The 11,700-nt window shown below is 71.8% G+C and carries 13 protein-coding genes; 10 read left to right on the top strand and 3 right to left on the bottom strand.

All coding sequences use genetic code 11. The annotated features are described in order from the left end of the window. Positions 1–6 precede the first annotated feature (6 nt). The 4 genes from ACFHPP_RS23005 to ACFHPP_RS22990 all read left to right on the top strand — a co-directional run bounded on the left by ACFHPP_RS23005 (position 7) and on the right by ACFHPP_RS22990 (position 3,352). The gene (locus ACFHPP_RS23005) at positions 7–666 is read left to right on the top strand and encodes a GOLPH3/VPS74 family protein (protein ID WP_437165578.1); all 660 of its coding nucleotides are present in this window, start codon (positions 7–9) and stop codon (positions 664–666) included. A gap of 118 nt (positions 667–784) precedes the next feature. After that, entirely contained in the window at positions 785–1,771 is a 987-nt protein-coding gene (locus ACFHPP_RS23000) for a Bug family tripartite tricarboxylate transporter substrate binding protein (RefSeq protein WP_437165577.1), read from the top strand. Positions 1,772–1,801: 30 nt separating this feature from the next. Continuing rightward, positions 1,802–2,458 (top strand): GOLPH3/VPS74 family protein, encoded by a 657-nt coding sequence (locus ACFHPP_RS22995; protein ID WP_437165576.1) that lies wholly within the window; start codon positions 1,802–1,804, stop codon positions 2,456–2,458. 102 nt (positions 2,459–2,560) lie between these two features. Next, complete coding sequence (locus tag ACFHPP_RS22990) at positions 2,561–3,352, top strand: trypsin-like serine peptidase (RefSeq protein WP_437165575.1); 792 nt, start codon at positions 2,561–2,563, stop codon at positions 3,350–3,352. Between the two features lie 10 nt (positions 3,353–3,362). Here the strand turns inward: ACFHPP_RS22990 and ACFHPP_RS22985 are convergent, their stop codons facing one another. Together ACFHPP_RS22985 and ACFHPP_RS22980 are read right to left on the bottom strand one after the other, a co-directional pair. Then, positions 3,363–4,658 carry a rhamnosyltransferase WsaF family glycosyltransferase gene (locus ACFHPP_RS22985; protein WP_437165574.1) on the bottom strand — a complete coding sequence of 432 codons (1,296 nt, stop codon included), beginning with the start codon at positions 4,656–4,658 and terminating at the stop codon, positions 3,363–3,365. A 99-nt stretch (positions 4,659–4,757) separates the two neighbouring features. Continuing rightward, positions 4,758–5,657, bottom strand: a complete 900-nt coding sequence (locus ACFHPP_RS22980) for a polysaccharide deacetylase family protein (RefSeq protein WP_437165573.1) — start codon at positions 5,655–5,657, stop codon at positions 4,758–4,760. Between the two features lie 69 nt (positions 5,658–5,726). On the opposite strand from ACFHPP_RS22980, the gene ACFHPP_RS22975 reads away from it, so the two are divergent. The 4 genes from ACFHPP_RS22975 (at position 5,727) to ACFHPP_RS22960 (ending at position 10,289) form a co-directional block, all read left to right on the top strand. Continuing rightward, positions 5,727–7,148, top strand: coding sequence for an amidase (locus tag ACFHPP_RS22975; protein WP_437165572.1), 1,422 nt, complete (start codon positions 5,727–5,729; stop codon positions 7,146–7,148). A 13-nt stretch (positions 7,149–7,161) separates the two neighbouring features. Further along, a complete protein-coding gene (locus ACFHPP_RS22970; RefSeq protein WP_437165571.1) occupies positions 7,162–8,046 on the top strand; it encodes a fumarylacetoacetate hydrolase family protein in 885 nt (294 codons plus the stop codon). A 102-nt stretch (positions 8,047–8,148) separates the two neighbouring features. Next, on the top strand, positions 8,149–9,120 hold the full coding sequence (locus ACFHPP_RS22965; RefSeq protein ID WP_437165570.1) for a Bug family tripartite tricarboxylate transporter substrate binding protein: 972 nt from the start codon (positions 8,149–8,151) through the stop codon (positions 9,118–9,120). Positions 9,121–9,122: 2 nt separating this feature from the next. Beyond that, positions 9,123–10,289 carry a M20 family metallopeptidase gene (locus ACFHPP_RS22960; protein WP_437165569.1) on the top strand — a complete coding sequence of 389 codons (1,167 nt, stop codon included), beginning with the start codon at positions 9,123–9,125 and terminating at the stop codon, positions 10,287–10,289. Here ACFHPP_RS22960 and ACFHPP_RS22955 read toward each other — a convergent pair. Further along, positions 10,286–10,861, bottom strand: a complete 576-nt coding sequence (locus ACFHPP_RS22955) for a histidine phosphatase family protein (protein ID WP_437165568.1) — start codon at positions 10,859–10,861, stop codon at positions 10,286–10,288. The two genes, ACFHPP_RS22960 and ACFHPP_RS22955, sit on opposite strands and share 4 nt — an antisense overlap. A gap of 65 nt (positions 10,862–10,926) precedes the next feature. Between ACFHPP_RS22955 and ACFHPP_RS22950 the strand changes: the two genes are divergently transcribed. Then, entirely contained in the window at positions 10,927–11,301 is a 375-nt protein-coding gene (locus ACFHPP_RS22950; protein WP_437165592.1) for an acyl-CoA thioesterase, read from the top strand. Continuing rightward, complete coding sequence (locus ACFHPP_RS22945; RefSeq protein WP_437165567.1) at positions 11,298–11,696, top strand: acyl-CoA thioesterase; 399 nt, start codon at positions 11,298–11,300, stop codon at positions 11,694–11,696. Before ACFHPP_RS22950 ends, ACFHPP_RS22945 begins: the two co-directional genes overlap by 4 nt. Positions 11,697–11,700: the final 4 nt, after the last annotated feature.

Below are 11,700 nucleotides of genomic sequence, written 5' to 3'. Positions count from 1 at the left end.
CGCGCCATGACGGCGCTGACGCTGGCGGAGGAGATCGTGCTCCTCGCGCTCGATGACGAAACCGGCCGGCCGGTCGGCCGCAGCGGCATGGCGCCGGACCGGGCCTTGGCCGGCGCCCTGCTGATGCAGTTGGCGTTGGCCGGGCGGGTGGATACGGACCGGGACCACCTGATGGTGGTGGACGCCACGCCCACCGGCGACCCGCCGCTGGATGCCGCGCTGGCCCGGCTCGCCGCGCCGGGTGCCCCCGCCGATGCCCGCGGCGCCATCCCGCTGCTGGCCCGCGATGCGCCGGCCGCGCGTGCCGTGATCCTGGACCGGCTGGTGGCGCGCGGCATCCTGCGACGTGTCGAGGACCGGCTGCTGTGGATCCTGCCCGACCGCCGCTACCCGAAGCCCGCCGACCGCCCGGAAGCCACCGAGGCCCGCGCCCGCCTGCGCACCCTGCTGCTGGAGGAGGATATCCCCAGCCCGCATGACGCCCTGCTGCTCGGCCTGGTGCGCGCCGCCGGGCTGCTGCCGCTGATCCTTTCGGGGGAGGAACTCGCGCGGGTGCAGGCCTGGCTTGCCGTGGTGACGCGGATCGAGAGCCTGAACCGCTCGCTGGCCGTGGCCGTGGCCGACATCCGCGGCATCGGCCTGGGCACCGCCAGCCGCGAGGCCTGATCGCCCGGCACGCCGTTTGCCTATTCGATGGCCAGAGGGCGCGGGGCGCGCCTCCGGCCGCGGCATCTGCCCAAGGCTTGTGCGCCTGCCGCCCGGAACATGAACCGGGAGCGTAGGAATGTTGCAACGTCGCCACCTGCTGGGCCTGACCGCCGCCACCATCGGCGGCCTCGCCGCGCCTTCGCTCGTGCGGGCGCAGCCCGCCTGGCCGAACCGCTCCATCCGCCTGGTCGCCCAGTTCCCACCAGGCGGGCTGGTGGACACCGTGGCCCGCCTGATGGCGCCGATGATGGCGCAGGCGCTGGGCCAGTCCGTGGTGGTCGAGAACCGCGCCGGGGCCGGCGGCATCATCGGCACCGACGTCGTCGCCAAGGCGCCGGCGGATGGCTACACGCTGCTGGTCAGCCATGCCTCCGTGCATGTCTTCTCGACCGCGACGCGCCCGGTGCTGCCCTTCGACCCGATCAACGACTTCACCCACATGATGCACCTGGTGGAGGCGCCGAACATCATCCTGGTGCGCGCCGATTCGCCCTACCAGACGCTGGAGCAACTGCTGACGGCCGCGCGCACCCGCCCGGTGCGCTTCGGCTCCTCCGGCATCGGCTCCGCCCCGCACCTGCTGGGCGCGATGCTGTCGTCGGAGGCACAGGCGCCCAACCTCGACCACATCCCCTACGCCGGCAGCGCGCCGGCGATGCAGGACCTGCTGGCGCGCAACATCGAATCCATGGTCGACCCCATCACGACCAACGTGCAGCAGATGCGCGACGGGTCGCTGAAGGCGCTCGCCGTCTCCACGCCGCAGCGCCTGACGGCCTTCCCGAACGTGCCGACCTTCGCCGAACTCGGCTTCCCCAAGCTGACCTCGGCGCAGTGGCTCGGCCTGTCGGCGCCCAAGGGCCTGCCGGCGCCGATCGCGGAGCGTCTCACCGCCATGATGCCGGGCATCCTGGCCCGGCCGGAACTGGCGGCCCGCTTCGTCGACCTGCAGACCATGCCGCGCAACCCGCCGCCGGCCGGCGATGCCTTCGTGTCGATCATGCGGCGCGAGATCACCGAATGGACGGCGGTGGCGCGGCAGTTCAACATCGTCGTCGGGTAGGGCACCGCCTGCCCCGCGACCAAGGGGGCCATGATGGTGCTGACGATGCCGGAGGAGATCCTGCTGCTTCTCCTCGATGACGAGACGGGCAAGCCGGTGGGTCTGCCCGGCCCGGCCGGCGACCTCGCGCTGGCCGGCGCCATCCTGATGGAGCTGGCGCTGGCCGGGCGGATCGACACGGACCTCGACCGGCTGGTGGTGGTGCAGCAGCGCCCGACCGGTGATGCGCTGCTGGATGGCGTGCTGGCGAGGCTTGCCACAGGTGCGCCGGAACGCACCAGCCGCTGGTGGATCCAGGACCTGGCGAAGTCCGGCCCCGAATTCCGCACCGCGATCCTGGACCGGCTGGTGGCCGCCGGCGTGCTGCGGCGGATCGAGGACCGCTTCCTGTGGGTGTTCCCCGAACGCCGCTACCCCAAGGCGGAGGGCCGTGCCGAAACGGCGGAGGTCCGCCGCCGGCTGCGCGGCGTGCTGCTGGAGGACGAGATCCCGGACCCGCGCGACGCCCTGCTGATCGGCCTGGCCCGCGCCGCCGGCCTGGTGCCACTGGTGCTGGACGAGGCCGAGGCCGCCCAGGCCGCCGCGCGGGTGGACCAGGTGGCGGGGCTGGAGGAGTTGTCCCGCTCGCTCAGCGCCGCGACGCGGGATGTCTACGCGACGCTGCTGCGCCAGGGCGCGGTGCACTGAGCCGGCGACCTTCGTAGCAGGGCCGCGGTGCCGGTTCCTTGTTTTGCCTCGACGAGCCCGAAGCCATCACCCTGACCACCGGAATGGTGGAGACGACAGCGGGTGAGGACAGCAGCAGCACCAGGATCGGCCCGTATCGCGAAGCGGTGGCCGCTGCCCGGCCTCGTGGCGCTCGCGCTGCTCGCCGGCTGCACCGCGGCGCCTGGGCTGGGCCGGGACGACCGACGCGTGGCGGTGGACCCCACCGAGGCACCCTGGAACGCCGTCGGCCTCGTCACCACCAGCAGCGGCGCGCGCTGCACCGGCGTGCTGGTCAGCCAGCGCGCCGTGCTGACCGCCGCGCACTGCCTGTTCGACCCGCGCAGCGCCCGCCGGATCGAGCCCGGCCGCGTGCGCTTTCGGCTGACGCCGCTGCTGGCAGGCACGGGTTCGGAGGCGCGGGTGGACCACATCATCATGGGACCGGGCTATTCGGTCCGGCCGGGGCCGCGGATCGACCCGGCGGCGCCGCCGGATGCCGACTGGGCCGTGCTGGCGCTGGGCTCGCCGCTGGGTGCCTCGGGGCCGCCGCTGCAACTGGCGGCCGGCTACATCAGGCCGGGAACCGCCCTGGTCTTCGGCGGCTACCAGGCGGATCGGCGGGAACTGGTCGCCGACCTGGATTGCGCCGTCATGGCCCTCGGTCGCGATACCGCCGGGCGCATCATGATGCGGCATTCCTGCGTCGCGACCAGCGGCTCCAGCGGCGGGCCACTTTTCGCCCGCGGCACCTCCGGCGACTGGGTGGTGGCCGGCGTCGGCTCCATGGCCGATGCCGGCGTCGCGGGCGGCTGGGCGGTGCCAACGGCCGCCATCGCGCGCGCGGTGCTGACCGCCGCCCCTGCGGCGCGGTGAGCCTCCGCCGTCAGAACGCCCGCAGCACCTCTGCCACCCGGCGCGCCGCCGGGTCCAGCGCCTCCGCCCAATCACGCGGCAGGTTCAGCACGCCGTCCCGAGGGCGGCCGGCATTGACCAGGCCGGCGGCGCGCACCAGGCCCGCCGCCATGCCCTCCACCGTCGCCTCCGTCGCCACGATGTTGGGCGACAGGCCCTCCAGCACCTCGATGGTCTTGACCGAGAAGGCATTGGTCACCGCCACGCCGCCGCAGGCCGCCATCTCCAGCGCCGGATAGCCGGTGTGCGGCGACAGCATCGGCGCCAGCAGCACATCGGCCTCCCGCAACTGGTCCGCATAGGCCAGGTAGCCGCGCCAGGGCGCCGGGCGCAGCACATGGCCGTTGGCCAGCGGCAGGTCCGGCACGCCGCCACGACCGCCGATGGCCAGCATCCGCCAGCCGGCGAAGGCCGGATCGGCGGCGGCGCGGCGCAGCGCCTCCAGCCCCAGGCCGAACAGGTTCCGGTGGTTCGAAGGCCGCGCGTAGAACAGCAGCGTCTTCGGTCCCGGCGGCTGGGGGGAGGTGGGCGGGTGGAAGACGCGGTCCTCGATCGCCGGGTCGAAGGCGATGGAGCGTTCGCGGAAGGCAGGGTCGGCGAAGCGGCCATGGCCGGTGCGGAAGAAATACTCGGCCAGCAGGTTCTCGTTGGTCACCGGCCAGAAATCCATGCCGTAGGTTTCCAGCGCCAGCGCGTGGTTGCTGGACCAGGCGTAGAAGCCGGCCTCGAATTCCTGCAGCATGTAGATGAACTTCTGGGACTTCATCCGCGGCAGGATGGGCTTCAACTGCTGGGCCGTGGTCCAGTGCGTCGCCATGAATGCCTCACCGGGGCCGACGGCCAGCGGACTGGCTTCGATGGCGGCGGTCTCCACCGCGATCTCGGGAATATCCCCGCCCACAAGCTCCGCCAGGTGGCCCCGCAGCCAATCCGCGGAAACGCCGCCGGGCTTCACCGTGGTGATCAGGCGCACCGGGATACCCTGCCGCGCCACGCGCACCGCCAGGTTCAGGATGGTGTTCGGCCCGCCGGTCATCCCTTCCTTGGACAGGGCCGGGTTCAGCACGTTCAGCCGCATCGCGCTGCCGAGCGACGGGTCCACCCGCACATGCATCGGCACCGGGTTCATGATGTCGACCAGCCGTTCCCGGAACAGGGAAGGGTGCGTCACCTGCATCAGGTTGACGGCGAAGGCCTGCGGGTCCCGCCGCAGCAACGCCGCCTGGGCCCGCAGCTTGCCGCCCATGCCCAGGATGCGGTTCATCATGCCGGTTCGTTCTCCATCAGGAGTCCCGCTCCTACACCGTCACCGTGGCCCGACCAGGGCCAGGCCGCGCACGAGGGGCGCCTTGGCGAAGTGTTGAAGTCAGCCGGCCGGCGCGGCGTTGTCCTTGCACCATTGCGCCGCCTGGGCGTGGGTTGCGAACCAGACCCCCTCGAATGTCTTGATGCGCGTCACCAGCCGGTCCAGCAGGGCGATGCGGCTGCGATGGCCGATGACATGCGGGTGCATGGTCAGCAGGAACATGCCGCCCTCGGCATAGGCACCGTCGAATTCCGCCGCGAAGATCTCCTCCACCGCGGAGGGCGGCGTGTAGGGGCGCAGGCCGGAGAAGCGCAGCATGTTGAAATACACCGCGTCGTCGCGGATCCATTCCGGCGGGAGTTCCACGATGCCGGTCGGCTCGCCCTGGTCGAGCAGTTCGTAGGCGTCGTCATCCGCCATCAGGGAGCTGTCGTAGAGCAGCCCTATCTCCCGGATGATGGACAGCGTGTCGACCGAGAAATCCCAGGATGCGGTGCGGATGCCGACCGGACGCTGGCCGCTGGTCTTCTCCAGCGTCTCCGCCGCGCGCAAGGTCAATTCCCGCTCGACGCCCGGCGGCAGCTTGGTGTTCGCCTCGTGGATCCAGCTATGCACGCCGATCTCGTGGCCCTCGCCGGCCACCGCGCGGATCTCCTCCGGGTGCAGCAGGGCGGAGACGGCCGGGTAGAAGAAGGTGGCGGGGATGCCGTGCTTCGCCAGCAGCGCGCGAATGCGTGGGATGCCCTGGCGGCTGCCATACTGGCCCTGGCTGATCCGCATCGGGCTTTCATCGGCATCGCGCAGCGGGATCGTCTCGTGGTCCGCATCGAAGCTCAGCGTCACGCAGCAGCGCGCGCCGCCGGGCCAGGAGGACGGGCGCAGGCTGCGGCCGGCCCGGGCGCGGCCGACGATCCGGCGCCACTCCGGCTCGCTCCATTCCCACGGATTGGCGCTGGTCATGCTGCGGGGTTTCCCTGGCCCTGGTGAGCCGCCATGCTGCGCCCCGATGCCCCGCTCCGGAAGCCCCGCATGACCACCGATCCCGCGCTGATGACGGCCGAACAACTCCTCGGCCTCTACGCCCGCCGCGCCCTGTCGCCGGTCGAGGCGCTGAAGGCGGTGACCGAACGGGTGGCGCGCTACAACCCCTGGGTGAACGCCTTCGCCGCGATGAACCCGCATGCGCTGCGCCAGGCCGGCGAATCGGAGGCGCGGTGGGCCGCGGGCCGCCCGATGGGCATGCTGGATGGCGTGCCCTGCACGGTGAAGGACCTGCTGAATATTTCCGGGTTTCCGACCCGCCGGGGAAGCTTGACCACGGATGCAAAACCCGCGACCGAAGACGCGCCGGCCGTCATGGGCCTGAAGGCGGAAGGCGCCGTCATCCTCGGCAAGACCACCACGACGGAGTTCGGCTGGAAGACCCCCGGCGACTGCCCGCTGCACGGCGTCACGCGCAACCCCTGGAATCCGCAGCGCACCACCGGCGGCAGTTCCTCCGGCGCCGGCGCGGCGGGGGCGGCCTGCTTCGGGCCGCTGCATATCGGGACCGATGCCGGAGGCTCCATCCGCATCCCCGCCGCCTATTGTGGCCTGGTCGGCGTGAAGCCGAGCTACGGCCGCATCCCGCAATGGCCGCACGGTGCGTTTTCCGGCGTCGCCTGCGCCGGGCCGATGACGCGCAGCGTCGGCGACGCCGCCCTGATGTTCTCCGCCATGGCGCGGCACGATGCCCGGGACCCCGTCTGCCTTCCGGATGACCCGCGCGACTGGCGCGACGGCATGGACCAAGGCGTCGCCGGCTTGCGCGTCGCCGTGGTGCGCCGGCTCGGCTTCGACCCGCCGCTGGATGAGGAAGGCGAGGCGGCGCTGCAGGTCGCGGCGAAGCTGCTGGCGGAGCAGGGCGCGATCGTCGAGGAAGCCGATCCGCAACTGCCGGACACCCGCGCCATCTTCTCCCGCGTCTGGGGCGTCGCCATCGCCCGCATCTGGAACGGCGCCTCGGACAACGCCCGCCCCCAGCTCGATGCCGGGATCGACGAGGTGGCGCGCCGGATGGGCGACATGACGGCGGCGGATTTCCTCGGCGCCGACATGCTGCGGGTGGAATGCGGCCACGCCATGGCCCGCTTCCACCAGCGCTACGACCTGATCCTGACCGCCGCCACGCCCACCGCAGCCTTCGACGCCGATGCGCCCACGATCAAGCCGGTGGAGGCGCTGTGGCGCGACTGGGCACCCTGGACCTTCGCCTTCAACCTGACCCGCCAGCCCGCCATCGCCGTGCCGATCGGCCTGGACGAGGCCGGCATGCCGCGCGGCGTGCAGGTGGCCGCCGCGCTGTACCGCGACGACCTGGCCTTCCGCGCCGCCCGCGCGCTGGAACGCGCCGCCAGCCTGCCCCTGGCCAACCCGGAGGAAACCGGGCAGATGCGCGCCAAGCTCAACTGAGGGAAGTTCCACCATGCGCCTCGTGACCTTCACGCGCCCGGGTCGATTGCAGCAGGAGGTCGGCGCGCTGGATGCGGCCGGCGCGGTGCTGGACCTCGCGGCGGCGGAGCCGCTGCTGCGCGGCCAGAGCATGCTGGACCTGGCGGGCGCCTCGCCCGCCCTGCTGGCCAAGGCGCGTGCCGCCGCCGCGAAGGCCCCGGTGGTGCCGGACGCCAAGCTCTGCGCGCCGATCCCGCGTACGCCGAAGAACATCTTCTGCGTCGGCAAGAACTATCACGAGCACGCCAAGGAATTCGCCGGCTCCGGCTTCGACGGCGGCGCGAAGGACGTGGTGCCGCCGTTTCCCGTGGTGTTCAGCAAGCCGCACACCAGCATCATCGCCAACGGCGAGCCGATCCTCGGCCATCTCGATCCGACCGGCGGCCTGGACTACGAGGGCGAACTCGGCGTGGTGATCGGCACCGGTGGCCGCGGCATCGCCAAGGCGGACGCGCTGCGCCACGTCTTCGGCTACACCATCATCAACGACGTCACCGCGCGCCACCTGCAGAAGCGCCACAGCCAGTGGATCCTGGGCAAGGGCCTCGACAGCTTCTGCCCGATGGGCCCGGCCATCCTCACCGCCGACGAGGCCCCGGACCCGACGAAGCTGCTGGTCACCACCTGGGTGAACGGAGAACAGCGCCAGCACGCGCCCGTCGCCGACCTCATCTTCGACATCCCGACGCTGATCGAGGCGATCAGCGCCGCCATCACGCTGGAGCCCGGCGACATCATCGCCACCGGCACGCCCGCCGGCGTCGGCATCGGCTTCAACCCGCCGGTCTTCCTGAAGTCCGGCGACGTGGTGCGCATCGAGATCTCCGGCATCGGCGTCCTGGAAAACCCAGTTGCCTGACGTCCGAGAACCCTCTCCTCCCACTCCGGGGGGAGAGGGCAGGGTGAGGGGGCCGCGCCCCGCCTCGACACGTCGCAATCTGAACCAAGGGAGGAACCATCAATGAACCGCCGCACGCTTCTGGGCGCCGCCGCCGCGCTGCCCTTCGCCACGCCCGCGCTGGCGCAGGCCGATTTCCCGTCGCGTCCGCTGAACATGGTCGTGGCCTTCCCGCCCGGCGGGCAGGCGGACCTCGCGGCGCGGCCGACCGCCGCGGCCATGGAGAAGATCCTCGGCCAGGCCGTGGTGGTGCAGAACCGCGGTGGTGCGGCGGGCGCCATCGGCAACGCCTTCGTCGCGCGCAGCCCGGCGGATGGCTACACGCTGCTGATGGCGCTGTCCTCGCTGGCCGTGATCCCCGAGGCCGAGAAGCTGTTCGGCCGCACGCCGCCCTACACGGTGGACCAGTTCGCGCCCATCGCCCTGGTCAACGCGGACCCCACCATGCTCGCCGTGCCCGCCAGCGCGCCGTGGCAGACGATGGAGGAGTTCATCGCCGCGGCGAAGGCGCGCCCGGGTGACATCCCCTACGGCTCCTCCGGTACCTACGGCACGCTGCATGTGGCGATGGAGATGCTCTCCGCCGCCGCCGGCTTCCGCGCGCTGCATGTGCCATTCAGCGGCGCCGGGCCGGCCATCACCGCATTGCTCGGCGGCCAGGTGCAGGCGCTGGCCTCCGCGCCCGGCACGCTGACGCAGCATGTGCGGTCCGGCCGCGTGCGCGTCCTGGGCTGCTGGGGCAAGGATCGCGTGGCCGCCTTCCCGGACGTGCCGACCTTCATGGAGAAGGGCTTCCGGGATGTCGAGTTCTACATCTGGGCCGGGCTGTTCGCGCCCGCCGCGACGCCGGCGCCGGTGATGACGAAGCTGCGCGACGCGGTGCGCCAGGCGGTGCGGGACCCGGCGCTGGTCAACGCCTTCACCGCGGCCGGCGCGCCGGTGGCGTATCTCGACGCGCCGGAGTTCGCGAAGTTCTTCGAGGAAGACAGCGCGCGGCTGCTGCGCGCCGTCGCCCGCATCGGAAAGGTCGAATAGCGATGAAGTCGGAGGTCATCGACTGGCTGGCGACGCAGCAGGGCGCCATGCTCGAGACGCTGCGGGAGATGGTGGATACCGACGGCGGCAGCTACGACAAGGCGGGCGTCGACAAGGTCGGCGCCCAGGTCGCGCGCTTCATGGCGCAGCACGGCATCCCCGTCGAAACCCTGCCGCAGCAGAGGCACGGCGACTGCATCCGGGCTGTCCTGGATGACGGGTCCGGCGTCAGCGGCGGCAACACCCGGCAGAACATCCTGCTGATGGGCCATCGCGACACGGTGTTCCCGAAAGGCGAGCCGACGCGCCGGCCCTTCACCATCGAGGGCTCGCGCGCCTACGGTCCCGGCGTCGCCGACATGAAGGCGGGGCTGGTGATGAACATGTTCGTCCTGGCGGCCTTCCGGAAATTCGGCGGCGCGCCCGGCCCGCTGGTGGCGCTGTTCACCGGCGACGAGGAAATCGGCTCGCCGGAGGGCCGCCCGGTGATCGAGGCGGAGGCGAAGGCCGCGCGCGTGGTGTTCAACTCGGAACCCGGCCGTCCCAACGGCGGCATCGTCACCGGCCGCAAGGGCGGCGTCTTCATGGCCTTCGACGTGGAGGGCAAGGCGGCGCATTCCGGCGGCAACTTCGAGGCTGGCATCAGCGCCATCGGCGAACTCGCGGCCAAGGTCACCGCCATCCACGCGCTGACCGACCTGGCGCGCGGCATCACGCTGAATGTCGGGCTGATTTCCGGCGGGCAGAGCGTCAATACCGTGGCACCCTGGGCGCAGGGCCAGATCGACCTGCGCTATGTCGAACCGGCGGACCGGGAGGAGGTGATGGCGAAGATCCACGCCATCATTGAGAAGTCCTTCATCCCCGGCACGCGCAGCACGCTCGCCATCCGCGGCGAGTTCCGGCCGCTGACGCAATCCCCGGACTCGGCCCGGCTGTTCGCCAGCTACCGGGAGGCCGCGAAGGCGTCCGGCTTCGATCCCTCCGGCGAATTCTCCGGCGGCTGCGCCGACAGCGGCTTCACCGCGGCGATGGGCGCGCCGACGCTGTGTGCCGTCGGTCCGGTCGGCGGCAAGGCGCACACGCCGGAGGAGTATCTGGAGATCGACAGCCTGGTGCCGCGGGCGCAGGCCGTCGCACGCGCGATCCTGGCGCTCGGCCCGGCCTAATCCTCGATCCGTCGCCAGCCGTGCAGCAGCGCGCGGCTGGCGCGGTCGAAGGTGAATAGGTTGCCGCCGCCCTCGCCGGGCTGGTCCTCCGCCCGGCTGATCGGCACGCGCTTCAGGTGGCACAGCAGCAGCGCGCCGACGCCGCCATGCGCCACGATCGCGACGTGGCCCGGCGGCGCCTGCGCCAGCACCGCCTCCACGGCGGCCACGATCCGCGCCTGCGCATCCACCGCGCGTTCCCAGCCGCGCACGCTGTGCTCCGGCCGGGCGAAGAATTCATTCGCGGTCGCCTCGAACTCGGCCCGCACCAGGTAGCCCGTGGCGCTGCGATCGTTCTCGCCCAGCGCCTCCGCCTGGGAAAAGCCGAGCCCGAGATGCGCGGCCAGGATCGCCGCCATGTCGGTCGCCTTGCGCTCCGTGCTGCTGAACACGGCGCCGACCCCGGCGACCCAGGGCCGCGCCAGCATCGCCCGCGTCCGCGCCAGGCCGCGCGGCGAAAGGGGCCAATCCGGCACCGGCACTGCGGGGTCGATCGCGACCTCCGGATGCGTGATGAAGTGGACTTCCGCCATGGCGCCCGCGAAAATAGGTCCACCGTTCCTACAAGGATGACAGCGTGTCGCGAAGCCCCGACAGGATGCCCCCGGCCGATGCGCCGAAGCTGCGCACCATCGCCATGCCGGCCGATGCCAACCCCTCCGGCGACATCTTCGGCGGCTGGCTGATGGGGCTGATGGACCTGGCGGCCGGCAACGCCGCCGGGCGCCGCGCCCGCGGCCGGGTCGCGACCATCGCGGTGGAGGGCATGAAGTTCCACATGCCGGTGCTGGTCGGCGACGAGGTCAGCATCTTCGCCGAGGTCATCTCCGTCGGCCGCACCTCCATGCGCATCGATGTCGAGGCCTGGCGGCGGGAGCGGTCGGAGGAACAGATGTGCCTGGTGACGGAGGGCGTCTTCACCTTCGTCGCCATCGACGAGCACCGCAAGCCGCGCCCGGTCCCGACCCAATGATCCGGCACCACGTCATCCGCTGGTCCGAATGCGACGCCTACGGCCACGTCAACCACGCCGCCTACCTCACCCTGTTCGAGGATCTGCGCGTCGCGCACTGGCAGGAATTGACCGGCGCGAAGCTGGCGGCAAACACGCCCGGCCCGGTCGTGGCGCAGATCGAGGCGCGCTACCTGCGCGGCGTCGGCTTCAACGAGGCGGTCACGCTGACCTGTCGCACCGTCTCCTTCCGCCGCACCTCCTACATCCAGGACTATGCGCTGCTGCGGGACGGCGTCGAATGCTGCACCGCGCGCGCCGTCTGCGTCGTCACGCGCCAGGACAGCGGCGAGAAGGTGCCGCTGACCCCGGAATGGCGCGCCGCGCTGGAAGCGCAGGGCGCCGTGGCGGAGTAGGCGC

Source organism: Falsiroseomonas sp. E2-1-a20, assembly GCF_051433195.1.
In the GTDB taxonomy this organism is placed as follows: Bacteria; Pseudomonadota; Alphaproteobacteria; order Acetobacterales; family Acetobacteraceae; genus Falsiroseomonas.
Note: the sequence above shows the minus strand (reverse complement) of the source record. Positions and strands in the feature narration are given on the sequence as shown.

Coding starts and splice junctions, on each gene's coding strand:
- ACFHPP_RS23005 (WP_437165578.1), top strand. CDS start 7: ATGACGGCGCTGACGCTGGCGGAGGAGATCGTGCTCCTCGCGCTCGAT.
- ACFHPP_RS23000 (WP_437165577.1), top strand. CDS start 785: ATGTTGCAACGTCGCCACCTGCTGGGCCTGACCGCCGCCACCATCGGC.
- ACFHPP_RS22995 (WP_437165576.1), top strand. CDS start 1,802: ATGATGGTGCTGACGATGCCGGAGGAGATCCTGCTGCTTCTCCTCGAT.
- ACFHPP_RS22985 (WP_437165574.1), bottom strand. CDS start 4,658: ATGATGAACCGCATCCTGGGCATGGGCGGCAAGCTGCGGGCCCAGGCG.
- ACFHPP_RS22980 (WP_437165573.1), bottom strand. CDS start 5,657: ATGACCAGCGCCAATCCGTGGGAATGGAGCGAGCCGGAGTGGCGCCGG.
- ACFHPP_RS22975 (WP_437165572.1), top strand. CDS start 5,727: ATGACCACCGATCCCGCGCTGATGACGGCCGAACAACTCCTCGGCCTC.
- ACFHPP_RS22970 (WP_437165571.1), top strand. CDS start 7,162: ATGCGCCTCGTGACCTTCACGCGCCCGGGTCGATTGCAGCAGGAGGTC.
- ACFHPP_RS22965 (WP_437165570.1), top strand. CDS start 8,149: ATGAACCGCCGCACGCTTCTGGGCGCCGCCGCCGCGCTGCCCTTCGCC.
- ACFHPP_RS22960 (WP_437165569.1), top strand. CDS start 9,123: ATGAAGTCGGAGGTCATCGACTGGCTGGCGACGCAGCAGGGCGCCATG.
- ACFHPP_RS22955 (WP_437165568.1), bottom strand. CDS start 10,861: ATGGCGGAAGTCCACTTCATCACGCATCCGGAGGTCGCGATCGACCCC.
- ACFHPP_RS22950 (WP_437165592.1), top strand. CDS start 10,927: ATGCCCCCGGCCGATGCGCCGAAGCTGCGCACCATCGCCATGCCGGCC.
- ACFHPP_RS22945 (WP_437165567.1), top strand. CDS start 11,298: ATGATCCGGCACCACGTCATCCGCTGGTCCGAATGCGACGCCTACGGC.